Below are 26110 nucleotides of genomic sequence, written 5' to 3' on the forward strand. Positions count from 1 at the left end.
ACACACCACATGTGACGTTTGAGAATCGGTTAGACGCCCTTAAACATGCGGCGCTACAAGGACTCGACGGCAAACGAGTCGTCGTCGTCGGAAAAGGCCATGACCACATCGAACGTGTCGGGAAGCAATCGATTCCGTTCAACGAATCTGACATTTTGTTGGATGAACTGAAAAAATTGAAGGGCCAAGAACCGGCCGTTTAACGAAACGATGACGCTTGTCATCGTTTTTTAATGTGTAGAAACGATGAAAACAGGAAATACCTATAACTGTAACGCAATTGAAGGAGGAGAATAGACATGTCAGTTTTGTACAAAGAGTTCACAAATGATGAAGAAGTCGTCACCGCCATTCAATCGATGAAAGCAAAAGGGGTTGACGAGTCGCACATTTACGTCATCACCCACGACGATGACCGGACCGATCGAGTCGCCGACAACGCGGACGCGAATACGGTATCGGCATCGGACGTCGGTCTCGGAACGGCAGCGAAAAACTTGTTCCGTAAAAAAGGGGACGAGTTACGTGCCCAGTTCGAGGAACTTGGTTTCTCAGCGACCGAGGCGGATAGCCTTGAGAAGAAGTTGGACCAAGGGAAAGTGATTGTCGTCGTCAAAGACGCGCCGAACGGCTTCACATTATAACCTTTCCTTGAAGCATACAGAGACAGGGCTGAATCCATCGATTCAGCCCTGTCAGTTTGTTGACTAGCAGAATGTTTTCATCCTCTTGGCGCTTTCGCTCGCTATTCCTTTAGGAGTCTTCGGCGCCGTCGGATGAGCGCCGCGAGAGGCTGTCCTTGTGCGGTCTCTCGTCTTTGCATGTCTTCAATTTCATGTCGGGCAGTGCGCCACGGGACCATTGAATCCAAAAGAAGACGAACCAAATCGCATGTCACGATTCGGTTCGTCAACAGCCCTGTTGTATTAGGAATGGAGTCGAACGACCGTCCGTCCGCTCAGTTCGCCGCGTAGCATCGCCTCTGCTTGGCGCGGGACGTCATGGAGCGGAATCTCGTGGACCATATGTTTCAATACCGTCTCGTCAACCAACTCATGGAGTCGTTCCCAAGCGGTCATACGCCGGGAGACGGGCTGCATCACCGAGTCGATTCCGATGAGACGGACGCCGCGCAAGATGAACGGATAGACGGTCGTGTGTAGTTCGTGACCGCCGGCAAGGCCACAAGCGACGACCGTTCCCTCGTAACGGGTCCGGCTCAAAATATTACCGAGCGTCTCCCCGCCGACGGAGTCGATGGCGGCGTCGAACCGTTGCTTGTCAAGCGGCCGGGCTGGGCCTTCGAGCTCGCTCCGAGCCATGATGTTCTCGACGCCGAGCGCCCGTAAATACGCTGGGTCGGTCTTTCCAGTCGAGGCGAGCACGTGATACCCGAGCTTATGGAGGATCGCGATGGCAAAGCTGCCGACACCGCCCGATGCGCCCGTGACGAGCACTTCTTGACCTGGGTGAATCTGTTCATGCTCGAGCGCCTCGACGGCGAATATGGCCGTCAGACCGGGTGTGCCGATCGTGATGGCGTCCCGCATCGACAATCCTTTTGGCAATTTGACGAGCCAATTGCCCGGCACTTGGGCGTAATGGCTGAACCCACCGAAATGACGTTCGCCGATCCCGAACCCGGTCGCGATGACTTCATCGCCCTCCTTGAAGTCGAGATGGTCGGACTCGACGACTTTTCCGACGAACTCACAGCCCGGGATGAACGGGAACTCGTTAATGATCGCCCCCGCTCCGGTCAGTCCGAGCGCATCTTTATAGTTGAGCGCGGAGTAATGGACTTCGACTAGTACGTTCCCATCTTCTTCTCGCGGTAGTGCGTCGCGTTTCACTTCGGTCACTTCGGCATGAAGCCGGTTTTCTTCTCTGTTTAAAACGAGCGCTTGAAACGTGTCATGCATCGTCATTTCCCCTTTCGAATCGTAAGGTTTCATCCTCTACTATGATTCCCGTTCGTAGAAAATATATACACAAATGTTTCGTTCTCACGTGGAGTGGAATGGTATAATGGAATAGATTCAACTAGAGTGAGGAGGAATGTAGCATGCGGCACGATGACTACGAGTTTGACGAAGAAGTAGAAGAAGGCGAACTGTTTAACGTATACGACATTCTACCGCCCGATGGTACGATTCTCGAGATGGCGACTGCCGAAGAGATGGTCCGAGCGGCGGAGCTTGAAGCGAAGCATCACGCGCTTCAACGCATCCAAGACTCAAACTTTCAGTTATCCGGCGTGACGTTCAAAGAGTTACTCACAGAATTCGAACGATATGAACAAGAATCGATGGAATTCTGGACGGGCGTATATAGCCGATTGCGCATTCCATGGGCATGGACGATTCGAATCGACGTGGCCAACGGTCCGATTCACGTCGTCAATGACCGTGATATTTTTATTGATGAAGAAGATTTTGAAGAATACGACTTCGACGATTTCATCGATGACGAAGACGAAGATTGAATCGAAAACGTCTTTCCCTCATTCAGTAGGGAAAGACGTTTTTTTCATGGAGTGGACGTCCGAGCGCATGCGCATGACTTCCGTCGCACCGAACCATAGTCCGACGCTCGAGAGGATGGACACGCCGCTCACCAACGCGCCGACGATAGCTGTGTCGCCAATCATCGTGGACGAGAGAACAAGGCTGAATAAGCCGAAAAACAATAACCCTCCTGCAATCGTCTTCATGACACCATCATCCTTTCTGCTTTTGTCTGACTTCAGTGTAGACGCTTAAGAACAGAAGGGGTGGGTGAATTTTGACCCGGGTTAAAAATTAGACGAGGTCGTAAATCGAATACGTCTTCCCGTTCTCAAACGGCGTATCAATCATATACTCGATCAAGACACGGGCCACGGTTTCCGGAGAACGGAGCCGGCCTTCCGCGACGTATGCCTGAAACTGTTCGACATCTTGGAAAGCGTCTTTTGACGAGGCTCGAATCGTCGCTTGCATCGATGTGTCCATCACGCCCGGATTGAACAAGGCGGCCCGGTGGTGCGTGTCGGTCAGCTCGAGGGCGAGTGTCTCCGTGAAGTGATCGAGACCGGCTTTCGTCGCGCAATACGCGCTCCAACCAGAAATCGGCCGTTTGGCGGCGCCCGACGTCACGTGAATGAACGAGACCGGTAACGTATAACGGAGCACATGGTTGGCGAGGAGCATCGGTGCGAGCAAATTCGCTTGGACGTGTGACATCAATTGGTTGGAGTCTAACTGTCCGACCTGATGAATCGGGTCAATCAGCGCCGCGTTTTGAACGACGAGGAGCGAATCGACGCGTTCGATGAGCGGACGCATTTGTTCGAGCGCGTGGAGTAGACTCACAGAATCGGAGAGGTCGACGCTCACATGGCGGAACGGGGCATCGCCTTGCGTGCGTGAGAAGTTGACGACCTCGTAATCCCGTTTCGATAGTTCTTCGGCAATGGCGCGGCCGAGGCCGCGTGAGGCACCGGTGACGATGGCAAGTTTCATCATTTTTCCTCCTATTCATGTATCGTTTTACGATAACCGTAAAACGGACGGAAGTTCAATTTCTCATAGTACGTCTGCGATGAGGCGCTCGCAAGCATCTCGAGGCGTGTCGTCGGATAACGTGAATGCACGTACGTCAAAAGTTGCTCCCCGAGTCCGAGTCGACGATGTGAGGCGGCGACAAGCAGTTCACAGATGTACAGGCTCACGGCCGTGTCGGTCATCCCCCGGACGTACGCGACGATTAATCCGTCGACCTCGATGACATAGGCCACGTTTGAATGGTCCCAAGCCTGCCTCGTCTCATCCGAACGTACGACGAGCTGTGTCCAGCCTTCTGTCTCGTTTAATGTTTGGATTTGTTCAAAGTCCTTCTCAGTGTAGGGACGAATAAAGTAGCTCACTATAGAAACCTCCAAATGAACTGACGTGGCACATTGATGACAAGATCTTAAAAAATCATTCCCCTAAATAACGGAGGACGCAAGAGGCATAGGCGTGCTCCATGATACGATAGATGAAGATTTTTTAAGACAGGGGTGTACGTCGTGGTCGAGTTTATTTTAGGGATCTTTATCGGGTTAAGTGTAGCATTCATTGTCTATAAAATCCGTCGTCAAGTGAATCAGGCGGATGAACCGATGACCCGATTCACCGACCAAATGAAAGATGTCATTTACGTCTTTGACGTAAAACCGGTCTTTCGGTTTCGTTATATCAGTCCGTCACTTGATGACTATCTAGGAGAAGGGACGGTTGCGAAAAACTATGACGACCCGAATGACTGTTTTCATCGCATTCATCCAGATGATTATGAGCTACTTGTCCAGAAAGTGACAGGGCAGGTTAACTATGAAGAACCGATTTTGCAGCGGTGGCAAACGAATGATGGCCGTTATTTATGGTTTGAGGAGTATGCGACACCGATCTATGAAGGCGAGGAACTCGTCGCTGTGCAAGGCGTCATCCGGAATGTCGAGGCGGCCGTCACGGAACGAGAAGCACTCGTATATGAGAGTCGCCACGATAGTCTAACCGGCGTGTGGAATCGACGGGCGTTCGAAGAGACCGTCGATCGCTTACCCACTGCCTCATCATGCGGCGTCATTGTAATCGATTTAAACGATTTAAAGCAGGTAAATGATACGTACGGGCACTCCGCCGGCGATGTGTTGCTCCAACGAGCGGCACATGTGTTGACACGAAAAAGTCCAAAAGTGTACCGACTCGGTGGAGACGAGTTCGTCGTATTGATGACCGGTTCGGACCAGGAGTTGTCGGAACTTGTTACGGCGATTCATTTCGCATTTAAAGAAGCGGGTATATCGGCTGCGATTGGTTCTTCTTTTACAGAGGACCATACCGATTTCGTCGCCTTATACGATGAGGCGGACCAAGCCATGTATGAACAAAAACGCCGTATGAAACAAAGCAACCTCACCGATCCGGTAATGGATCGGTGAGGTTTTTGTTAACTACCGCTTGCCTCTTCTTCAGTCTCTTCGGTCGTCCCGAGATTGTTCAAGTATGTTTCGTAGCGTGGGAGCCAGAAGCGATACGAGACAAAGACGAGCCCTGCTGTTACGGCAAACAATCCAATCGTTGCCGGGAAGAACCAGCCTGAGACGATCCCGTCCGCGTAGGCGAGGCCAATCGGTGAGAAGACGAAGTAGACGAAAATCATCGATGCGATAAGAAGAATTGACGTCGAGATGGCGTGACGCCACGGCTTGACGCGACCGAGCTCGATACGAATCGGATTCACTGTCATCATCGGGCGAATTTTCGCGAACAAGAGCATAATCGATGTCTCGATGACGAACAAGATGCCATAAATGTGAATAAAGTTAATCCCAAGGTCAAAGCCAAACCACTGCTGCGTGCCCCAGACGAGGAAATAGTAGGTGATGACATGGAATACGATGACGATTTTCGCGGCAATCGGAGGGACACGCTTCACGAGCATCCCAATCAAGACGATGACGAGAATCGGGATGTTGAAGAAGCCGGTGAAGCGGCGAATCAAGTCCCAAAGTCCGTCTGGCGCATACATCAAGTTCGGAGCGACGAAAAACGAAATGAGGGCGACGAGCGTCCCGAACCATTTACTGACGCGAATCAAGTCTTTGTCCGATGCGTTCGGTTTAAACTTCGGTTTATAAATATCGAGTACGAACAACGTGGCGATACTGTTCAGGAGCGAGTTGAACGAACTGAACACGGCCCCGAGCAAGACGGCGAGGAAAAAGCCCATCAGCCACATCGGCAACAAGTCGGCGATCAAACTCGGGTAAGCGAGGTCGGCCTTGTCGACGTTTGAACCGTACAAGTGAAACGCGATAATCCCTGGAAGCAACATGAAAATCGGGACGAGCAACTTCAAGTAACCGGTGAACAAGACACCTTTTTGTCCTTCGGCCAAGTTCTTGGCGCCGAGCGCACGCTGGATGACGTATTGGTTGAGCGCCCAATAAAACAAGTTGGCGAAGATCATCCCGGTAAAGATGGACAAGAACGGGACCGAGTCGTTGCTCGAACCGATGGCGTTCAGTTTCTCTGGGTTCGACGTCGCGATCGTCTTCATCCCATCGACGAGGTTACCGTCACCGAGGGCGATGAAACCGAGCGTCGGGACAAGGAATCCGATGATGATGAGTCCAATCCCGTTCAACGTATCCGACACGGCGACGGCGCGAAGGCCGCCGAAGATGGCATAGATTGCCCCGATTATCCCGATGAACCAGATGACCATCCAGAGCGCCTGTTCGAAACTGACGCCGAGTAGTTCCGGCACATCGAACAGCTGCAAGACGGCGAGGCCGCCTGAATAGAGCATCGACGGGATCGTGACGCACATATAGCCGAACAAGAACAAAAGCACTGTCAGACGGCGGACGTCCTCGTCATACCGTTGGCTCAAAAATTCAGGGATGGTCGAGATGCCGATTCCGAGGAAGCGCGGCAGTAAAAAGAGCGCCATGATGATGGCGGCAATCCCGGCCGTGACTTCCCACGCCATGGCGGACATATTGCCCGCGAACGACTGACCGTTCAACCCGATCAGTTGCTCGGCGGAAAGGTTTGTCAAAAGCAATGACCCTGCGATGAACAAACCGGTCAATCCACGGCCTGCGAGGAAGTAGTCATCGGCGCTGTCGACTTTGCCGCGCGTCATCCGATACGATACGTATGCGACGAGCCCCATGAATAAGGCCCCGGTAATCAATATGTAAGCGACTTGCTGAATGGTCATATGAGAGACCTCCTTCGGTTTCTTCTTATTTATAAGTATTTATTTGTAATACCCATTCAGGCAGGCAATCATTTCCCGTTTTCTCGTCTGTAAACAAAACGTAACAAAAAAAGACACGTGCGCGAGGGCACGTGCCTTAAAGGAACTGGAGCATCGATGTGGCGACGGTGAAGTAGATGATTAACCCGAGGTTGTCCATCAACGTCGTGATGAACGGTCCCGAAGCCACAGCCGGATCGAGTTTCAAGCGATTGATGAGGAGCGGGATGAGTGTTCCGACAATCGTCGCCACGCTCAGTGCGGCGAAAATCGAGATACCGACAATGATACCAATCAAAGCGTTGTCATACAGGAACGTGATGACGCCGAAGATGACGATCATGCAGACGACTCCGAGGATGACGCCGGTCCCGAACTCGCGTCGTACCATCTTCATGACGTTCTTTCGATTGATTGTGCCGAGCGCGATCGAGCGGACGGCGACGACGAGTGATTGGGTGGCCGCGTTCCCGGCCGACCCCATGACGAGCGGCATGAAGACGGCGAGGAGCACGATCGTCTCAAGCGTTTCTTCGAATCCGCCAATCGTCGAGGCGGTAATCATGCCGAGGAACATGAGACTGATAATCCAGGGCGCGCGTTTCTTGGCCGCCTCGACCGGTCCCATATTGATGTCAGATGAACCTTTCGTCGCGGACAGTTCTTCAAAGTCTTCGGTCGTCTCGCGCTCGATGACGTCCATGACATCATCGACGGTGATGATTCCGAGTAGTTTCTCTTCATCGTCGACGACGGGAAGGGCAAGCAAGTCGTACTTTTGGACGGTCCGGGCCAAGTCTTCTTGGTCGGTGAGCACGTTCGCGGAGACGACGCGTCGCCCCATAATGTCGGCGATACGGGCATCGAGCCGTGACACGATCAAATCGCGGAGCGAGACGACACCGACGAGACGACCGGATGCATCGATGACGTAAAGGTAATAAATCGTCTCGGCGTCCGGTCCGAGGTCGCGCAACTCTTCGAGCGTCTCGCCGACGGTCTTATCTGCCTTTAAGACGACGAACTCTGTCGTCATGACGGCGCCGGCCGTGTCGTCTGGATAGCGCATCAAGTCTTTGACTTCTGTGGCCTCGGTCTCATCCATCTGTTCGAACAGTTCGTTCATGAAGTCGTCAGGCAGTTCATTCATCAAGTCAGCCGCATTGTCCGAGAACATGTCGTTCAAGACACGGACCGCATAAGGCCGCGGCATCTCTTGGATGAATTGCTCCTGGTCTTCGAGTTCCAACTTCTCAAATAAATCCGTGAACGCTTCCGGTGTGAGTGCTCGATAGACGAACTGGCGCTCAGGCTGCTCGAGCTCGATAAATAAATCCGCCTGTTCACCAGGGTGAAGGGTAAGGAACAAGTCGCGGAAATCGACCGGGTCCCCCTTTTGAATGAGCGCGGTCACTTGAGCTTGGTGACGCGCATGTTCTGTACGTTCGATTGCCATCGACTCACTTCCTTTTCCGTAGTAGATTCAGGTACGTCCCTATCATACAGGAAAGGAACACAAAAAAAATAATGAATTTATTTCACAATGTATACAGCGATTATACAGAGGTAAGTGATTGTGCATACTTGTGTAATGATTCACAATTGTTTTTTCATTCAGTTTTATCGATCGTTCATTCATCTCGATGTGGAATTCGCCACGGTCCCACCGTCGGACTTACCCGTCCCGATATTGGGTAAGTTGATAATGTAAGGGTAGCAACACACCCGAAACACTAGGAGGAAGCGAGATGATAACGATGATGGATCAACAGACCTCACGGGATACTACGCTCAAACATCCAATCCACGTGTATTCAGAAATCGGTGAACTCAGGACGGTGCTGCTGAAACGTCCGGGCCGTGAACTTGAAAATTTGACCCCCGAATATTTAGAACGACTCCTCTTCGATGACATCCCACATTTGCCGGTCATCCAAAAAGAACATGACTACTTTGCGAGCGCCCTGCAAAACCGTGGCGTCGAAGTGCTGTATTTAGAAAAATTGATGGCCGAGACGTTATCGCTTCCGGGCGTAAGGGAACGGTTCGTCGCCGACATCTTGTCCGAGTCAAAGTCGAACATCAACGGATCGTATGAGACGTTGAAAGAATATTTGCTCGCCTATGACAATGAACAGTTAATCGAGACGGTCATGGCTGGGATTCGCAAGTCGGAAATCAAGCCGGAGAAACGACGTCACTTGCATGAGATGATTGAAGACACGTATCCGTTCTACTTGGATCCGATGCCGAACCTATACTTCACCCGCGACCCGGCAGCGGCCATCGGCAATGGCTTATCAATCAACCGTATGAAAGAGCCGGCGCGGCGGCGCGAATCGTTATTCACGCAATATATCATGAAGTACCATCCACGATTCGCCAAACATGACGTCCCGATTTGGTCAGACCGTGACTACCGGTTCGCGATGGAAGGCGGGGACGAACTCGTCTTGTCTAAAGAAGTCGTCGCCATCGGGATTTCCGAGCGGACGACAGCGCAAGGCATCGAGCGGGTCGCCCTTAATCTGCTCAAGCATGGCGGGACGTTTAAAAAAGTGATTGCCATCGAAATCCCCAAATCGCGAGCCTTCATGCACCTCGATACCGTCTTCACGATGGTCGACCACGACAAGTTCACGATTCATCCGTTCATCCAAGGACCGGAAGGAAAGATGAACATCTTCGAGCTGTCACTGAATCAAGACGGAGAACTTCATATCACGCAACATAGCGATTTGTTACAAGTGCTAAAAGCCGCACTCAATCTCGATGACATCGTTCTCATCCCGTGTGGCGGCGGCGATCCGATCGCGGCGGCACGGGAGCAGTGGAACGACGGATCGAACACGCTCGCCATCGCACCAGGGGTCGTCGTCACGTACGACCGAAACTATGTCTCGAACGAGCTCTTGCGTTCGGAAGGTGTCGAAGTCATCGAAATCATGTCAAGCGAGTTGTCACGCGGCCGTGGGGGCCCACGTTGCATGAGTTGCCCGATTATTCGTGAAGATATTTGACGAGGAGGAACCTGAACATGTCCACAACGTACAATGTTGATTTGGTAGGCCGTCATTTTTTATCACTCAATGCGTTTTCTCCGGACGAACTGAACTACTTGATTGATTTGTCGGCCGCGTTCAAGCGTCAAAAGAAACAAGGCATCCCACATCGCGTCTGTGAAGGGAAGAATGTGGCGCTCTTGTTTGAAAAGCCGTCGACGCGGACACGGTGTGCATTCACGGTCGCAGCCGTCGACCTCGGCATGCATCCGGAATATCTCGGAAAGTCGGACATTCAGTTTGGTAAGAAAGAATCCGTTCGTGATACGGCCATCGTGCTCGGTCGCATGTTCGATGGCATCCAGTTCCGAGGCTTCGCGCATGCGACGGTCGAAGGACTCGCACGTGACGCGGGCGTCCCGGTCTGGAACGGGTTGACCGATTTGTATCACCCGACGCAAATTTTAGCCGATTTCTTGACGGTGAAAGAGCAAAAAGGCGACCTTGCCGGCATTCGGTTCGTTTACGTCGGGGACGGGCGCAATAACATGGGTAACACGTTGTTGATCGGCGGTGCAAAAGTCGGAATGGATATCCGGATTTGTGCCCCGAAATCACTCTGGCCGTCAGACGAGGTCGTCGATTACGCCCGCTCGGTCGCACAAGAGACGGGCGCGCTCATCACCCTCACAGAAAGCGTCGACGAGGCGGTGGCGAACGCGGACGTCATCTATACGGACGTCTGGGTATCGATGGGTGAAGAGGCCGAGTTCGCAGAGCGGATTCAACTGCTCCGGCCGTATCAAGTGAACATGGAGATGCTCGAGAAGACGGGGAACGCAGATGTCATGTTCCTCCACTGCCTCCCGGCGTTCCACGATTTAGAGACAGAGGTGGGCCGGGCCATTTACGAAGAGTACGGCTTGGCCGAGATGGAAGTGACCGATGAAGTATTCCGGAGCCGTCATTCGTTCGTGTTTGACGAGGCCGAGAATCGGATGCACACGATTAAAGCAGTCATGGCGGCGACGCTTGTCGATACAGCGGAATGGCTCGAACGTTGAGGAGAGGGGGGATTTCCCCCCCTTTAATGAAGCGAAAGGGATGAGTTAAATGTCTACGAAATTAGATCATGACTCAAGCGGTTCAGCTGGCGCAAATCCTAGTCCGAAAGACAAACGGTTGGGGCTCGGGGCCCTGACGGCACTCGTCGTCGGTTCGATGATCGGGGGCGGGGCGTTCAACTTGGCGGCCGACTTGGCCCAAGGTGCGAACGCGGGTGCGATTCTCATCGGTTGGGTCATCACCGGCATCGGGATCATCACACTCGGATTAAGTTTCCAAAACTTGACGATGCGGCGACCGGACCTCGACGGCGGGGTGTATAGTTATGCGCGGGCTGGCTTCGGACAGTTCGTCGGATTCAACTCGGCTTGGGGCTACTGGCTCTCCGCCTGGCTCGGAAACGTCGCGTACGCGACACTATTGTTCAGTTCGATCGGCTATTTCTTTCCAATCTTCGAAGGCGGTCAAAACATCGCCTCCATCATCGGTGCGTCCATCATGCTATGGCTCGTCCACTCCCTCATTTTGCGTGGGATTCACGAGGCGTCGATGATCAACATCATCACGACCATCGCGAAACTCGTTCCGATTTTTGCCTTCATCACCATCACGTTATTCTTCTTCAATCTCGACAACTTCACGTTCGACTTCTGGGGACAGGGCGGCTTCTCATGGAGTAGCATCCGCGATCAAGTCGTCTCGACGATGCTCGTCACGCTCTGGGTCTTTATCGGTGTCGAAGGGGCAGTCGTCTTGTCAGGACGGGCCCGGAAGCGCTCGGACGTCGGGAAGGCGACTGTCATCGGTCTACTCGGGACGCTCATCATTTACTTGCTCATCTCGATTATGTCGCTCGGTTTGTTGAATCCAGAGAACGTGGCGAACGCCACGCAACCGGCGATGGCGTACTTGCTCGAGTCGGCAGTCGGTCCTTGGGGGGCGATGCTCATCAACGGCGGGCTCGTCATCTCGGTGCTCGGGGCGTGGCTCGGTTGGACGCTCCTTGCGGCAGAGATTCCGTACGTGGCAGGGAAAGACGGTGTCTTCCCGCGTTGGTTCACGAAAGAGAATAAAAACAACGCGCCGGCGAACGCACTTTGGCTCACGAATGGTTTAATTCAACTGTTCCTGTTCACGTTTCTATTCTCGGACGCGGCGTATAACTTCGCTTTCTCGCTCGCATCGAGCGCCATCTTGATTCCATACGCGTTCTCGGCCTTCTATCAAGTGAAAGTCGCAAAAAATGGCATCGGCTACAACGCCGGTGAGCGTCGGACGCGCGATCTCGTCATTGGGGCGGTCGCTTCCATCTATGGGATTTGGCTCATCTATGCGGCAGGCGTCGATTACTTGTTGTTGACGACGCTCCTCTACGCACCAGGGACGTTGCTCTACGTGAAAGCGCAACGTGAGAACGGGATCAAGTCGTTGACGAAAACAGAATGGACTGTCGCCGGTATGTTGACCGTCCTCGCCATTTTAGCGGTCGTCCGCATCGTCTCAGGCAACATCACAGTCTTTTGATCGGGGGAATGGATATGAAAAAACGACGCGTCGTCATCGCGCTCGGTGGCAATGCAATCCAACAAGGGAAGGATGCGACCGCGAACGCCCAAATGCGCGCGGTCGAGATGACCGCCGACGCGTTGGCGGGTCTAATCGCAGAAGGAATCGAGGTCATCATCACGCACGGCAACGGGCCCCAAGTCGGAAATTTGATGTTGCAACAAGCAGCTTCCGATAGCGAGGCGACACCGGCGATGCCCTTAGACGTCTGTGGCGCGATGACGCAAGGGATGATTGGCTATTGGTTTGAGAACGCGCTGACGAAAGCGCTCCGTAAACATGGACTCGAACGGTCGGTCGCGCCACTCGTCACACGGGCCGAAGTCGACCCGAACGATAGCGCCTTCAGTCACCCGACGAAGCCGATCGGTCCGTTTTATTCGGAGCAAGAAGCGATTCGACTCGAGCGAGAGACTGGCTTCCTGTTTAAAGAGGACGCTGGCCGCGGTTATCGTCGTGTCGTCCCGAGCCCGTTCCCGATTGCGATTTGCGAACATGCCGTCATTCGTGACCTCATCGACAACGGACATGTCGTCATCGCCTCTGGCGGGGGCGGCATTCCGGTCATCGATACACCGGACGGTTATGTCGGTGTCGAGGCCGTCATCGATAAAGACTTTGCCGCCGCAAAATTGGCCGAGCTCGTCGAGGCCGACATGCTCCTCATCTTGACAGCGGTGGATCACGTCTATGTCCATTTTGGGACGCCGGACCAAACGGCGCTCGAAGAGACGACGAAACAACAACTCGAGACGTATATCGCGGAAGGGCAGTTCGCGCCCGGTAGCATGTTGCCAAAAGTTCGCGCCGCCCTCCAATTCGCGGAGACGGGGGAAGGGCGCCTTGCCGTCATCACATCGCTCGATCAGGTCAATGAGGCGGTGCGAGGCCGAATCGGGACGCGTGTTCGCATGGCGGCGACGCTAAAACAATAATCGATTAACCGTGGCCGACCCGGGTCACGGTTTTTTGTGCACCCACATCCTGTCGTTTTCGAAACAGAGACATCGGGAAGGAAGATTGTATGTCGAAACTGACATTGGTATCATTCTTGGTGTAAACGTTTGCACAAACAGAGAGGGAGTGACGAAGAGCGGCAACGCTCGAACCTATGCGCTTATTTGAACAGGATCACGTCTATTCGAAGCAGATGAAACCGAAAGCGGATGAACGAGCCGTCGTGCAGGGAAGCTGTTATCGCTTCACCGTGCTCACGAGCCAATTGATTCGTATGGAGTACGCGGCAGATGGTGTTTTTGAGGACCGACCGACCCAAGTCGTCTGGAATCGCGACTTCGACGTCCCAGATTTTCGGGTCATCGAAGACGAGCACGAACTGCAAATCATCACCGACCACGTCCACTTGTACTATACGAAAGGCCCGTTCGCACCGAACACACTCTATGTCGATGTGAAAGGAAACTTCAGTACGTATTACAGTCGCTATACGTTCAACGGGCCAGAACGGACGCTCAAAGGGACGGCCCGGACGCTCGACCATGTCGACGGCGCGGTCGAACTCGATGAAGGGATCGTCTCAAAACAAGGCTACGCCGTTATTGACGATTCGACATCATTCATCATGACGGACGACCGCTTCGTCGAGCCACGCCGTAAAGACGTCCATGACTTGTATTATTTCGGTTACGGTCACGAGTATCGGCGTGCGCTCCGAGATTTTTATCAGCTGACCGGTCCGACCCCGTTGCTGCCGAGAAAAGCGCTAGGGAACTGGTGGAGCCGATATTGGCGCTACGACGAGACGGAATACAAGGCGCTCATGCGTCGCTTCAAGACGGAGGACATCCCATTTTCGGTCAGCGTCATCGACATGGACTGGCACGTCACCGACATACCGGAGGAGTACGGGAGCGGTTGGACCGGATACTCGTGGAACCGAAACTTGTTCCCGGACCCGAAAGGTTTCTTGAAATGGTTGAAAGAGGAACATCTCCTCGTCACGTTGAACCTCCATCCGGCTGATGGGGTGCGCGCCTTCGAGGACCAATACGAATCGATGGCCGAGGCGATGGGGGTCGACCCGGCGACCGGTGATCGAATCCCGTTCGACTTTTCAAATAAACGATTCATCCAAGCGTATTTCGAACAGATGCATCACCCGCATGAAGCCGACGGGGTCGACTTTTGGTGGATCGATTGGCAACAAGGCTCGACCTCGAAGATGGAAGGACTCGACCCGCTCTGGATGCTAAACCATTACCACGCCGTCGATATCGCCCGAGACGGGAACCGTCCGCTCATCTTCTCACGGTACGCAGGGCCGGGAAGCCATCGTTATCCAATCGGTTTTTCCGGAGACACGCTCATCTCATGGGCGTCGCTCGCATTCCAACCGTATTTCACCGCGACGGCCTCGAACATCGGCTATGGTTGGTGGAGCCATGACATCGGTGGCCACTATCGCGGGGCGAAAGACGACGAACTCGCCGCGCGTTGGGTCGCGTTCGGGGTGTTCAGTCCCATCATGCGCCTTCATTCGACGTTCAGCATCTTCAACGGCAAAGAACCGTGGCGTTTTGGATTAGAGGCCGAACGCTCGATGCAGTCGTTCCTGCGCCTACGTCACCAGCTCATCCCGTACTTATATACGATGAACTGGCGTAACCATATGGAGGCGACCCCGCTCATCTTGCCGATGTATTATGAACATCCGGATGAGGACGCGGCGTATGACGTGCCGAACGAATATTATTTCGGCAGTGAACTGATTGTCGCGCCGATTGTCGAGCCGATGAACAAGGCGCTACACGTCGCCGCCTCGAACGTCTGGTTACCGAAAGGCGATTGGTTCGACTTCTTCACCGGACATCGTTATGCGGGTGACAAGTCGGTCCGTGTGTTCCGGGGAATAGACGAACAGGCCGTGTTCGCGAAGGCGGGAGCCATCATCCCGATGGCCCCGCACCATTCTGGGCGGAACGACACGGACAACCCGGACGAATTAGAAGTGCTCATCTTCCCGGGGGCCTCGAACAAGTTCACGCTTTATGAGGACAATGGGACGGACCGTTCTTATGAGACCGGCGCGTATGCTGAGACGACGTTCACACTCGACTGGGAAGCCCGCCGCCTCGACATTCGTCTGTCTGGAGATGCGACGGTCTTGCCGGAAGGGCGTACGATGACGCTCCTCGTTCGTGGCGTCAAAGCCGAAGGTGCGTACAAGCAGGAGACACAGACGCTCCGTCTAGAGCTCGGAGAAGTTGACCGCGACATGACCGTCGAACTCCCGGTCGACTTGACGAGTAACGACCACCGCCTCGATCGGTTGTACCGTTTCCTCGACCGGGCCGAGATTTCCTATGATTTGAAAGACCGGTTGTATCAGATGTCGGCAGCAAAAACGCGCCTCGAGGCGTGGCTGTTCGATTTGCATGCGCTCGAACTCGAGCGAGATCTCCAAGATGCGATCATGGAACTGATGTTGGACTGAAGAGGGGGCTGTCCCCCTCTTTGTCTTGTCAGAAAACTGTCGGATTTTGAAAGCGTTTACATAAAACGATTTAGTATACTGAAGGGGGAACGATTCGATTGTGGAAAGTGAGGGATGAGACATGTCGCAGCAATGGACGGTTGAGGACTTGAGACAAATCGACGTGTTCAAGCAGTGTGGGAGTCGAGAACTCGAGGCGCTTTTGCCGCACGTCTATCAACGGACATATCGAAAAGGACAGATTTTGTTTATGGAAGGCGACCCGCGGGAGCGCGTCTACTTTCTCATGGACGGTTACGTCAAGCTTGAGCGCCTCCATGAGACGGCGATGTATCAATACGCGGACTACTTGAAGCCGAAGCAGTTGTTCCCGTACAGCGGGATGTTTTCCACGACGTTCTACCGCCACTCCGCGGAGGCACTTACTGATATCACGGTCATTTATATGCCGGCGGACCGATTCGAACAGCTCGTCAAACGAAGTGCGACGATGCTGTTGAATATCGTCGGGCAGATGAACCGGATTCTCGATTTACATGAACGGCGTCTCCAAGAGATTATTACGCCAAGCGCGACGGATCGCGTGCTCAACACGATTCACTACTTGATTGAAGACTTAGGGGAGCGCGAGGCAGACAGCGTCCGTATCCGCTGCCCGTTCACGACGGTCGAACTGTCGCGCCTGTCCGGGACATCACGGGAGACGGTGTCGGGTATTTTGTCGCGGCTACGGAAAGAAGACATCCTGCAATTCGATGCCCGACAACTCGTGACGGAGCATCCGGAATATTTTGAACAAGCGACGCATTGACACCGTACGGACGTACGGTGTTTTTTGCATGCTCTCGTAAGCGAAGCGTTCGCTATGGAGCGATGCATGCGATATAATTAGTGAGAATCATCACAAAGAAATGATGTTATGACTTGTTAGAAAGGATGAACGCAGTGAAACGACTGCAAGCCCTCGCGTTAGCTGAAAAGCGGCACATCATCGGCCTCGTCATCGCGGCCGTCATGATCGGTTTGTCGATTTTAGCCCAAGCCTATTTAATCGTCGACGTCGTCGACCGTGTCTTCTTACAAAATCAATCGTTTGAAAGCGTCCTTCCGGCGCTCGGTTGGCTCGTCGTCGCGCTTCTCGTCCGGGCGTTGTTCGGTTACGTCTCGGGACGCATCGGTGCGAGCCTGTCAGAGAAGGCGAAGCGGTCGCTTCGACGTCAACTCTTGGATCGTTATACGTCGAACCCGGTGGAGACGTCGCTCTCGGGACAATCCGGTAAGAAAGTGAGCGTATACATGGACGCCGTCGACGAGGTAGACGCCTACTTCAGCCAATATTGGCCCCAAGTGATTCAGACGTCGATTATTCCGCTCCTCATTCTCATCGTCGTCTTCACCCAACATTGGATCTCGGGCGTCATCATGATGGTGACGGCGCCGTTCATCCCGATTTTCTTCATCATCATCGGGATTGCGACGCAGAAGAAATCGGAACAACAGATGGAGAAGATGAACCAGTTCTCTGGTAAGTTTTTAGACGTCTTGCAAGGACTGACAACGCTGAAGCTATATGGACGGACGGAGCGAGAAGCGCAAGCCATCGAGAAGAGCAGCCTCGACTTCCGAGACGCGACGATGGTCGTCTTGAAGACGGCGTTCTTGTCCGGACTCATGCTCGAGTTCATCTCGATGCTCAGTACCGGTGTCGTCGCCCTTGAAGTGGCGCTCCAAATGGTCGTCTGGCAGAACTTGACGTTTTTCGCCGGCTTTCTCATTCTCGTCTTGGCCCCTGAATATTACTTGGCCATCAAAGACCTCGGTGGCGCGTTCCATACGGGACGTGGCAGCATGGGTGCGGCCGATCGAATCTTTGAAGCGCTCGACGCCCCGGATGATCGCATCGTGTGGGGTGAGCGCGTGCTGACGAACCGGACCCCTGAGCTTCGACTCGAGGAGGCGTCGTTCCAATATCAGGGCGGTCGCTTCACCTTGCAGCCGCTCAACGCTACGATTCCGGCGCGGTCACATATCGCATTGGTCGGGGCGAGCGGGTCAGGGAAGACGACGGTGTTAAATCTTCTTTCCGGGCTCGTCAATCCCGATACGGGTCGCGTCCTCGTCGACGGGAAGCCGCTCCACTCGTATACGGACACGTCGTGGTACGGCACGGTCGGCTATATCTCGCAGACCCCGTACTTGTTCGCTGGGACGCTCGCTGACAATATCGCCCTCGGCGAGACGGCTGACGAAGCGGCGATCATGCGCGCGGCCGAAGCGGCCGGCCTCGTCGACGTGATTCGCCATTTGCCGGACGGGCTATACACCGAACTCGGTGAGGGCGGCTACGGCTTGTCTGGCGGCGAGCGGCAACGGCTCGCGTTGGCCCGCGCCTTCTTGAAACGGCCGGGCATCATCTTGTTCGATGAGCCGACGACCGGTCTCGACTTGATGACCGAGCAAATCGTGCGCCGCTCGATCGAAGAGTTGTCGCGCGACGCGACGCTCGTCACGGTCGCCCATCGTCTGCATACGATCAAGCAGGCGGATGCGATTTGGTTCATGGACAACGGGACGCTCGTCGCGAGCGGGACGCATGAACAGATGCTCCATGCCCCGGCTTATGCCGACTTATTCACGTTACAGAAAGGAGTGAGAGGATGAGTTCCCTTTGGACGATCACGAAATGGATGATGCGAGAGAAGAAGGATATCGTCCTCTCCATCTTCTTTGGATACGTGGCGGGACTTGCCGCCGTCGCCTTATTCGCGGCGAGCGGATACCTCGTCGCGCGGGCCGGCCTCGTACCACCGCTCTACGCGCTTATGATTCCCGTCGTCTTAATCAAACTGTTCGGTGTCATCCGAGCGAGCGCGCGGTATCAAGAGCGACTCGCCTCGCACCGGGCGACGTTCACCATTTTGAGTGAGCTCCGTGTCCGGTTTTATCGACAGCTCGAACCACTCGTCCCGAATATCTTCGCGAAATATCGAAGCGGTGACTTACTCGCGCGCGTCGTCGGGGACGTGGAGAGCTTACAGAACTACTTTTTACGCGTCTTCTATCCACCAATTATTTTAGTGCTCGTCTTCTTGAGCACCATCTTTTTCGTCACGTACTTCTCAATTTTCGTCAGTCTCTGGATTTTGTTCGGTGTCTTCGTGACTGGCTTCTTGATCCCGGCTTTCTTCGCCCGTGTCCGAGCCCGACACGACCGCAAACTGCGGTCGCTTCGTGGTGATTTGTCGAGCGGGATGACGGAGATGATGTATGGCTATCGTGACTTGTTGCTGCATCAACATCTCGGAAAGACGAAGCAAGACTTGATGGAGCGGAGCGACCGCTACGTGGCGGCCGAGCGTGAAGATGTGACGAGCCAGTTCTTCAACTCCTCGCTCGTCGTCGGTACGTCATTGCTCGTCTCGTGGGGTGTGCTCGCGATTGGTGCTTACTTGGTCGTCGGTGGAGAGCTTGACGGCTTGTTCCTCGCCATGCTCATCATGATGTCGCTCACGGCGTTTGAGAACGCGACGCCGATGGCCGTCTTCCCAGGTCACTTTGCCGACAGCAAACAGGCGGCCGACCGCTTGTTTGAGGTCGTGGCACCGAGTGAAGCAATGGAGCAAGCTGAAGCGGCAAGACGCGACATCTCGCTTCAAGGGGCACCTGAGATTACTATCAGCCGTGTGAACTATCGGTATCCGGACACGTTCCGCGACGTCCTCGTCGACGTCGATGCGGTGTTCCCGAGCGGGTCGAAGACGGCGATCGTCGGGCCGAGCGGCTCGGGGAAATCGACGCTCCTCCAAATGCTCCTCGCTTTCATCCGTCCAGACGAAGGCGACGTCTTCATCGACGAGGCACGACTCGACGACATCGCACAGGCGTCGATTTGGGAGCATGCGAGCGTCGTCCTTCAAGAGAACCATTTCTTCTTCGGGACGGTGCGCGACAATTTGGCGCTTGCCGGTGAACACACGGACGAGGCGATGACGAGAGCGCTCAGTAGCGTCCGGCTCGGCTTCTCGCTCGATGAACCGGTGCTTGAGAAAGGCGCCAACTTGTCGGGTGGGGAACGCCAGCGGCTCGCGATTGCCCGGGCGCTACTCAAAAACGGCTCGCTCTGGCTACTCGACGAGGCGACGTCAGCGCTCGATGCGCGGACCGAGGCGGACGTGTACGCCGAGATGTTCGACACAGCACAGGCTTCGACGCTCGTCATGGTCAGCCACCGTCTGAACGGGCTCGAGGCGTTCGATCAAATCATCGTCATGGAAGCCGGGCGCGTCATCGAGACCGGTTCATTCGATGAGTTGATGCAGGCGCGCGGCACGTTCTATGCGTTGAAACAAATCGAACAAGATGTATTCGCCTAAACGAAAAGCGAGCGGCTCCGTCGGAGAGCCGCTCGCTTTTTCATATGGCAAATCTGGGTGCAACAAATGGTGGTTGTCGCATTGCTTTCAAAAAGAGTGTCGTGGAGGGGAATCCACGTGACGCATGCGTTTGGGGAACGAGCGCGTCAAGCTTTTGGGAGCTACAAGTCGAGTATAAGTGATAACGATTCTCATTGTCAATTAGTAATAAAATAAAAACTGCAACCGAGGTCCGATTGCAGTGTCGAGGGTCAGTTTGACGGGACGCCTTTACTGAGCGTGAACCGGAGCAAGCTGAACAGATAGCGGATATAAAATAACGCGAACGCGTAAAAGACGGCGATAATTGGAGAGGCGATATTGACGCCTGGAATATTCAATAGAAACTCGAAGACGAGAATCGAGAGTAAGAAGACATAGAGGCTTGCATCGAGATAGAGCGGCATCACGTTTCCGCGCTGGTGCCAGAACGTGCGCACGAGCGGAGCGACAATCATGCCGATGATGCGTTCGGCGAACCCGATGCTCAAGACGGCGATGAGGAAAGATGCAACCGCATCGAATCCGATGAGACGCGGGAAGGCGAACATCGAAATGAGCAAGAGCGGTCCGATAAAAATCATCATGGAGATCGAGGTGCGTAAAAAGATGAACAAGTTCCGCTTTAACGTATCGACTCCCCCAAAGAGCGATTGGCGGAACGTCTTACCGCGTTGATAATCGAGGACGAAAGATCCCACGAACATCAACCCAAATAGTGATAACAAGACTGTCATGAAATGTGTTTCCCCTTTTTCTAGTCAAATCGATGATTACAAAAAGCTTACGAACCAAAGTCTAGCCTAGTGTACCGATTCGACCAGGGAAAGTAAAGCAGGAAAACTGATGAACGTGTTAAACTTTTACGAACGCTTTTTGGCTTCATGAAGCCAAAATGAAGCGATTGCGTCCCGATTCTTTTGCGTGATATAACGCTTCGTCGGCATGTTTCAAGACACTGTCGACCTCGATATCGTTCGAATGGCAGGCACCGAGCGAAACGGTGATGTGGAGCGTCCCGGCACTCGTCTCGAACGGGAACGTCGAGACTTTTTCTCGTATAGATTCGGCGAGGCGTGACACCTCGTCTTTTTGGGCGTTCGGCATGATGATTAAAAATTCTTCTCCACCGAAACGTCCGACGAGGTGATCTTCGCGACTCTCGGCGACAAGAAGCATCCCGAGCTCACGCAACACGTCGTCGCCGACGTCATGGCCATACGTATCATTAACGCGTTTGAAATGATCGATATCGACGAGGATGAGCGCATACTCTTCTGCCTCGACCGTCAAGTTTGCCATCGCCTCGTTCAACAGGCGACGATTGGCGATCCCCGTCAAAGCGTCCGTGCGCGCGAGCTGTTGCTGATGCTGGACGTTCTCAAAGTGCCGGCGCAACTCTTGGAGCAGACGATAGGCGGCGCAAGCGCCGACGTACGACATGACGATATAGACGAGTAAAATCGGATAGAACAAGTCGAGTGGCAACGTGTAATAGATTGCCGCACCGAAGACGATGGCGCCGATTGTCGTGAAGACGAGCAACGTGCTCCGCGTGTTATCAAGTTTGAGCCGCAACAGGCTCGCCGGAAGAACGAGCGCGACCATCGTGGCGATCGCCAAGTAAAACCCGACGTACTCGCCGTTCGTGATCATGAAAAAACGACCGATCAAAAACAAGACAGCCGCGACGCCGCCGCTCACCCAACCACCAAACAAGACGGCGAGCGTGATCGGGATGGCTCGTAAATCGATGAGCACCCCTTCGAGATGAAGGGCGTTCCCGAGTAAAATCGTGGCGATGAACGCGCTCTGCACCCCGAGCAGGACACGGGCCTTCAGCGGCGAATGCGGCGTCAGTCGTGGTCGATTCCGAAAAGGTAGGAACGAGATTGTGAACAGCGTGAACAAGATGCATAGGTCGATGAAAAATGAGTTGATGATGGTGAGCATGGACACAGTCCCCCTGTGTGGAAATGGAAATAACTAGTTTAAGTGTAGCATAATTCAAGTGACCGGCATCGTTTCAATCGGCTCACCATTCGCGCCACTCTTCCGTCACGTCGTCGTCGGTCTCGTAGCCGACGAGTGCAGCCGCAGCGACGATGAAATCATACAGTTCCTCGCGTTCCATCGTCTCGATGAAGTAGTCATGTTCCTCATCGAGTTCGTTTAGCCGCAAGACGAGGTCGCGGACAGCCGCTAAAACGCTCGCCTCTGACTTGTCGGAACGGGTGAGCGCGTTCGCGTATTGTCGAAGCGCGGCATCGACGGCGAGGATGGCCGGGAGGGTATAGATGTCATCTCCCTCGTTCAACCGTTCTTCCCAGATGAGGGTCGGGCGGTTCGCCCATAATGTTTCCATGGTCATCTTTGTTGCTCCTTTCAAATCGTCTCCAGCTTTTCTTCTATCCCAGTCGAGATGTTTGGTATGATAGAAAAAAGGGGGACTGTCCGTGCGTTATTGGGATCATTTTAAACGAGCGTTCATTCCGATTGCGCTCATTTTGATTGGACTCGCGATCTTTTATACATTATCGGCACGAAACAACCCGGCGTTGACCATTCTTGGGGCTGTAATCGTCGGTGTGATTTTATTTTTAGTGATGCGGCATATGAACCGCGTCGAGGATTGAAGACGAGAACACGTTCGGGGTTCTCGTTTTTTGTTGCTTCCGCATTTTTTTGGGTACACTACTTAATAAGGAGGGATTGATAATGGCAAAAGCTACGTTTGCGGGAGGCTGTTTTTGGTGTATGGTCAAACCGTTTCATAAATACGAAGGGGTCGAGCGTGTCATTTCCGGTTATACGGGCGGGCATGTTGACAATCCGACGTATCAACAAGTCTGTTCGGAGACGACGGGACATTTAGAGGCGATTGAGGTCACCTATGACCCGGATGTCATCTCGTATGAGGAGTTATTGAAGATTTATTGGCGTCAAATCGACCCGACGGACGGCGGCGGCCAGTTCAACGACCGCGGTGAGTCGTATCGTCCGGCAATCTTCTATCACTCAGAAGAACAGCGAGCGGCGGCAGAGCGGTCGAAGCAAGAAGTCGAGGACTCAGGACGGTTCGACCGACCGATTGAGGTCGAGATTCGTCCGGCGAAGACGTTTTGGGAAGCTGAGGACTATCATCAAGACTATTATAAGAAAAATCCGTTCCGCTATGAGATGTATCGCGTCGGCTCCGGTCGCGCGAAATTCATTAAAGAGGCGTGGAGCGATAAGAAACAGCAGAAAGAATTGAAGGAACGGCTGACACCGATGCAGTTTAAAGTCACGCAAGAGAATGGCACCGAGCCGCCGTTTCAAAACGAGTATTGGGACGAGGAGCGCGAAGGGCTATACGTGGACATCATCGACGGGACGCCGCTCTTCACGTCACGCGACAAGTTTCAGTCGAACTGTGGCTGGCCGAGTTTCTCACGGCCGATTGAAGAGCAACGGCTCGATATGAACATGGACACGTCCCATCACATGGTGCGGACCGAGGTCCGTTCGAAGCGGGCCGACAGCCACCTCGGTCACTTGTTCGAGGATGGTCCGAAAGAGCTCGGGGGCTTGCGCTACTGCATCAATTCGGCCTCGCTCCGGTTCATCCCGAAAGAAGAGCTCGACTCGGCCGGGTACGGGGAGTACAAACACTTATTCGACGCGTGAAGGGGAGAAGGCGATGTTCACTTCAGTCAAGCAACAAATCCGCCGGGAGACGATTGCGACCGTCCTCGACTACTATGATACGACGATTCGACATCTGTCTGAAGAAGCGCGGCGCGAAAAGTACACGAAGATGAGCGTGAGCCCGTTCTCGTTCTTCCGGGGCAGCTCCCACTTGTTTTACTATGACTTCGCGAAAGTTCCGCTCGCGTTTGATACGGGTGACGCGCATCCGACGTTCATCCAAGGGGATTTACACTTCGAGAACTTCGGCGTGTTCGAGGATGGGGCCGGTACGATCATCTATGACGTGAACGACTTCGATGAGGCGTATATCGGATCGTATTTGTTCGACGTGTTACGGATGGCCATTTCGGTCGACTTGTTCGCCGAAGAGGCGGGGTTCGATGCGACGGCGGCCATCGAGTCGTATGCGAAGACGTATGCCAAAACGATCGACCGTTACGCGAACGGAAAAGACGAGGACGTGCAGTTCACGAAAGCGAACACATGCAAGGCGATTAAAAAAATCATCAAAAAGGCAGAGGCGAAAAAGGATGCGTTCATGGCCGAACGGACCGAGGTGCGCGATGAGGAGCGCTATTTCGCGACGAGCGAAGATTTGATTCCGGTAAGCGAGACGATGGCATCGAAGATTAAAGCGGCCTGGCCCGACTATTTGACGTCGTTGAAAGCGGACCATCGCCATCACGCCGACCATTATGAAGTGAAAGACATCGCCATCAAGCTCGATAGCGGGACGGCTTCGATCGGTTTGGAGCGTTACTACATCTTGATTGAAGGGGCGGACGCGGAACATGACGAGGACGTTATCCTTGAGATGAAAGAGGCCCAGTCGGCCGTTCCGTCCCTCTTTCTGCCGACGCACCCTTTGTTCGAGGATGGACTCTCCCATCAAGGGGCGCGGGTGACGGCGGCGCAACGGGCGATGGTGCATAGCCGTGACCCGTATCTCGGCTATTTGACGATCGATGGTCACGAATACTACGTGCGACAGCGTTCGCCTTATAAGCGAAAAGTTAAAGCGAAGCACATCAAGGACGAGGCGTCGCTCATTGAGACGTTGAACGTTCAAGCCGAGATTACGGCCAAAATCCATGCCCGTGTCGACGCAGACGCGAATATTCTCGATTACGAGGCGAGCGAACGGATTGCCGCCGCCATCGGGGACGCCAAACCACTGTTCATCCGACAAATCGCGCGCTGGGCTCGATTCTACGGGAATCAAGTCCGATTCGATTTTGAGGCGTTCCAGACGTGGCTCGATACCCGTGACGGTCAAGCGTGACACTTGCGGGCTTGTCGCGTTTTCCGGCACAATGATGGGGTAAAGGATGTGGACGTATGATTACCGAACAACAACTCATCGCCCAAATGAAACATGTGATGACCGAAATCGAACAGTCGAACGGAGAGACGCAGAAACGGCATGTTGCCAAGCTGATGGGGTACTGCGAACTGTTACTTGCGGATCCAGCAGTCTCGAGCCCTTCCGTCCAACCGTCTGCTCCTGTGACGGTGGCGCCGGCACCGGATCAGCCGCCGCTCGATCGTCAAATGGCGGCTTTCCTCGGAATCCCGCTCGAAGAGGATGAAGAGCCAAAAAACGATTCATTGCTCGACTTTTAAGCTGCGCCTGAGGGCGTGGCTTTTTTTGAGGCGTCTTCATTGACTTATATACCTAAGGGGGTATAATCGAAGTAACAAAACTCATCGATCATGGAGGCGGACATATGCTTGATTTCTTATTTGTGGCGGTAGTAATTGGATTGATTTACGTGTGGTGGTCTAAGCGGAACAGTGTGAAGACGGTGTCGACGGATGAACTGAAGCGCAAGATTGCCGAAGAGCGCAACATCCAGCTGCTCGACGTACGGGAGCCACAAGAGTATCGAGGCGGTCATATTAAGCAGGCGAAAAACGTGCCCCTATCTGGCTTCGGGAACGCGAGCGCGCAATACCCGAAACAGAAAGACCGTCCCGTCTATGTCATCTGTCAAAGCGGGATGCGCAGCCAGCGAGCAGCCGCGATGCTTCAGAAGGCAGGCTATACAGACGTCTATTCGGTCAAAGGCGGGATGAGCTTCTGGCGTGGATCATGAAAAAACCGGCTGAAACCTTTTTCAGCC

25 protein-coding genes and 1 pseudogene are annotated in these 26110 nt (G+C 53.9%); 17 read left to right on the forward strand and 9 right to left on the reverse strand.

The genetic code is table 11. The annotated features are described in order from the left end of the window. Together RT52_RS16420 and RT52_RS11470 are read left to right on the forward strand one after the other, a co-directional pair. A pseudogene (locus RT52_RS16420) lies at positions 1 to 203 on the forward strand (UDP-N-acetylmuramoyl-L-alanyl-D-glutamate--2,6-diaminopimelate ligase); the annotation flags it as partial. A gap of 96 nt (positions 204 to 299) precedes the next feature. Then, the gene (locus tag RT52_RS11470; protein WP_034807698.1) at positions 300 to 644 is read left to right on the forward strand and encodes a YflT domain-containing protein; all 345 of its coding nucleotides are present in this window, start codon (positions 300 to 302) and stop codon (positions 642 to 644) included. Between the two features lie 282 nt (positions 645 to 926). Here the strand turns inward: RT52_RS11470 and RT52_RS11475 are convergent, their stop codons facing one another. Next, entirely contained in the window at positions 927 to 1922 is a 996-nt protein-coding gene (locus RT52_RS11475; RefSeq protein WP_034817668.1) for an MDR family oxidoreductase, read from the reverse strand. A 143-nt stretch (positions 1923 to 2065) separates the two neighbouring features. On the opposite strand from RT52_RS11475, the gene RT52_RS11480 reads away from it, so the two are divergent. After that, positions 2066 to 2485, forward strand: a complete 420-nt coding sequence (locus RT52_RS11480; RefSeq protein WP_034807695.1) for a hypothetical protein — start codon at positions 2066 to 2068, stop codon at positions 2483 to 2485. An 18-nt stretch (positions 2486 to 2503) separates the two neighbouring features. On the opposite strand, the gene RT52_RS11485 is transcribed toward RT52_RS11480, so the two are convergent. From RT52_RS11485 to RT52_RS11495, 3 genes are all read right to left on the reverse strand, one after another. Continuing rightward, positions 2504 to 2713, reverse strand: a complete 210-nt coding sequence (locus tag RT52_RS11485) for a hypothetical protein (RefSeq protein ID WP_034817471.1) — start codon at positions 2711 to 2713, stop codon at positions 2504 to 2506. An 88-nt stretch (positions 2714 to 2801) separates the two neighbouring features. Next, positions 2802 to 3503 carry an SDR family NAD(P)-dependent oxidoreductase gene (locus RT52_RS11490; RefSeq protein ID WP_034817474.1) on the reverse strand — a complete coding sequence of 234 codons (702 nt, stop codon included), beginning with the start codon at positions 3501 to 3503 and terminating at the stop codon, positions 2802 to 2804. An 11-nt stretch (positions 3504 to 3514) separates the two neighbouring features. Further along, the gene (locus RT52_RS11495) at positions 3515 to 3907 is read right to left on the reverse strand and encodes a GNAT family N-acetyltransferase (RefSeq protein ID WP_245175530.1); all 393 of its coding nucleotides are present in this window, start codon (positions 3905 to 3907) and stop codon (positions 3515 to 3517) included. Between the two features lie 144 nt (positions 3908 to 4051). Here RT52_RS11495 and RT52_RS11500 point away from each other — a divergent pair, with 144 nt between their 5' ends. Further along, entirely contained in the window at positions 4052 to 4966 is a 915-nt protein-coding gene (locus tag RT52_RS11500) for a GGDEF domain-containing protein (protein WP_034817480.1), read from the forward strand. A gap of 8 nt (positions 4967 to 4974) precedes the next feature. Here the strand turns inward: RT52_RS11500 and RT52_RS11505 are convergent, their stop codons facing one another. Together RT52_RS11505 and mgtE are read right to left on the reverse strand one after the other, a co-directional pair. Further along, complete coding sequence (locus RT52_RS11505) at positions 4975 to 6756, reverse strand: solute:sodium symporter family transporter (RefSeq protein ID WP_034817483.1); 1782 nt, start codon at positions 6754 to 6756, stop codon at positions 4975 to 4977. A 136-nt stretch (positions 6757 to 6892) separates the two neighbouring features. Continuing rightward, complete coding sequence (mgtE, locus tag RT52_RS11510) at positions 6893 to 8251, reverse strand: magnesium transporter (RefSeq protein WP_034817485.1); 1359 nt, start codon at positions 8249 to 8251, stop codon at positions 6893 to 6895. Positions 8252 to 8552: 301 nt separating this feature from the next. Between mgtE and arcA the strand changes: the two genes are divergently transcribed. From arcA to cydC, 8 genes are all read left to right on the forward strand, one after another. Then, positions 8553 to 9815 carry an arginine deiminase gene (arcA, locus tag RT52_RS11515; RefSeq protein ID WP_081852706.1) on the forward strand — a complete coding sequence of 421 codons (1263 nt, stop codon included), beginning with the start codon at positions 8553 to 8555 and terminating at the stop codon, positions 9813 to 9815. 17 nt (positions 9816 to 9832) lie between these two features. Then, a complete protein-coding gene (gene argF / locus RT52_RS11520) occupies positions 9833 to 10861 on the forward strand; it encodes an ornithine carbamoyltransferase (protein ID WP_034817486.1) in 1029 nt (342 codons plus the stop codon). A gap of 49 nt (positions 10862 to 10910) precedes the next feature. Further along, positions 10911 to 12386, forward strand: a complete 1476-nt coding sequence (gene arcD / locus RT52_RS11525) for an arginine-ornithine antiporter (RefSeq protein ID WP_034817488.1) — start codon at positions 10911 to 10913, stop codon at positions 12384 to 12386. 14 nt (positions 12387 to 12400) lie between these two features. After that, on the forward strand, positions 12401 to 13363 hold the full coding sequence (gene arcC, locus RT52_RS11530; protein WP_034817490.1) for a carbamate kinase: 963 nt from the start codon (positions 12401 to 12403) through the stop codon (positions 13361 to 13363). 176 nt (positions 13364 to 13539) lie between these two features. After that, positions 13540 to 15882 carry a glycoside hydrolase family 31 protein gene (locus RT52_RS11535; RefSeq protein ID WP_034817492.1) on the forward strand — a complete coding sequence of 781 codons (2343 nt, stop codon included), beginning with the start codon at positions 13540 to 13542 and terminating at the stop codon, positions 15880 to 15882. Between the two features lie 121 nt (positions 15883 to 16003). Beyond that, positions 16004 to 16693 (forward strand): Crp/Fnr family transcriptional regulator, encoded by a 690-nt coding sequence (locus RT52_RS11540; RefSeq protein WP_034817495.1) that lies wholly within the window; start codon positions 16004 to 16006, stop codon positions 16691 to 16693. Positions 16694 to 16818: 125 nt separating this feature from the next. After that, the gene (gene cydD / locus RT52_RS11545) at positions 16819 to 18543 is read left to right on the forward strand and encodes a thiol reductant ABC exporter subunit CydD (RefSeq protein ID WP_034817498.1); all 1725 of its coding nucleotides are present in this window, start codon (positions 16819 to 16821) and stop codon (positions 18541 to 18543) included. After that, positions 18540 to 20255 (forward strand): thiol reductant ABC exporter subunit CydC, encoded by a 1716-nt coding sequence (gene cydC, locus RT52_RS11550; protein ID WP_034817501.1) that lies wholly within the window; start codon positions 18540 to 18542, stop codon positions 20253 to 20255. The genes cydD and cydC overlap by 4 nt, the downstream gene beginning before the upstream one ends. 251 nt (positions 20256 to 20506) lie before the next feature. On the opposite strand, the gene RT52_RS11555 is transcribed toward cydC, so the two are convergent. The 3 genes from RT52_RS11555 to RT52_RS11565 all read right to left on the reverse strand — a co-directional run bounded on the left by RT52_RS11555 (position 20507) and on the right by RT52_RS11565 (position 22665). Beyond that, the gene (locus tag RT52_RS11555) at positions 20507 to 21031 is read right to left on the reverse strand and encodes a hypothetical protein (RefSeq protein ID WP_051690351.1); all 525 of its coding nucleotides are present in this window, start codon (positions 21029 to 21031) and stop codon (positions 20507 to 20509) included. Positions 21032 to 21176: 145 nt separating this feature from the next. Continuing rightward, entirely contained in the window at positions 21177 to 22247 is a 1071-nt protein-coding gene (locus tag RT52_RS11560; protein ID WP_034817503.1) for a GGDEF domain-containing protein, read from the reverse strand. 82 nt (positions 22248 to 22329) lie between these two features. Continuing rightward, on the reverse strand, positions 22330 to 22665 hold the full coding sequence (locus RT52_RS11565) for a hypothetical protein (protein WP_034817506.1): 336 nt from the start codon (positions 22663 to 22665) through the stop codon (positions 22330 to 22332). Between the two features lie 85 nt (positions 22666 to 22750). On the opposite strand from RT52_RS11565, the gene RT52_RS11570 reads away from it, so the two are divergent. From RT52_RS11570 to RT52_RS11590, 5 genes are all read left to right on the forward strand, one after another. Further along, on the forward strand, positions 22751 to 22930 hold the full coding sequence (locus tag RT52_RS11570; RefSeq protein WP_034817509.1) for a hypothetical protein: 180 nt from the start codon (positions 22751 to 22753) through the stop codon (positions 22928 to 22930). A gap of 82 nt (positions 22931 to 23012) precedes the next feature. Beyond that, positions 23013 to 23963: a peptide-methionine (S)-S-oxide reductase MsrA gene (gene msrA / locus RT52_RS11575; protein ID WP_034817512.1), complete on the forward strand. Its 951-nt coding sequence runs from the start codon at positions 23013 to 23015 to the stop codon at positions 23961 to 23963. A gap of 13 nt (positions 23964 to 23976) precedes the next feature. Continuing rightward, entirely contained in the window at positions 23977 to 25269 is a 1293-nt protein-coding gene (locus tag RT52_RS11580) for a DUF2252 domain-containing protein (protein ID WP_034817514.1), read from the forward strand. A 56-nt stretch (positions 25270 to 25325) separates the two neighbouring features. Then, positions 25326 to 25610, forward strand: coding sequence for a DUF5327 family protein (locus RT52_RS11585; protein WP_034817517.1), 285 nt, complete (start codon positions 25326 to 25328; stop codon positions 25608 to 25610). 104 nt (positions 25611 to 25714) lie between these two features. Then, positions 25715 to 26083: a rhodanese-like domain-containing protein gene (locus tag RT52_RS11590; protein WP_034807647.1), complete on the forward strand. Its 369-nt coding sequence runs from the start codon at positions 25715 to 25717 to the stop codon at positions 26081 to 26083. Positions 26084 to 26110 lie beyond the last annotated feature (27 nt).

Origin of the sequence: Exiguobacterium alkaliphilum 12/1, from assembly GCF_000714435.1 — a bacterium.
Classification (GTDB): Bacteria; Bacillota; Bacilli; order Exiguobacteriales; family Exiguobacteriaceae; genus Exiguobacterium; species Exiguobacterium alkaliphilum.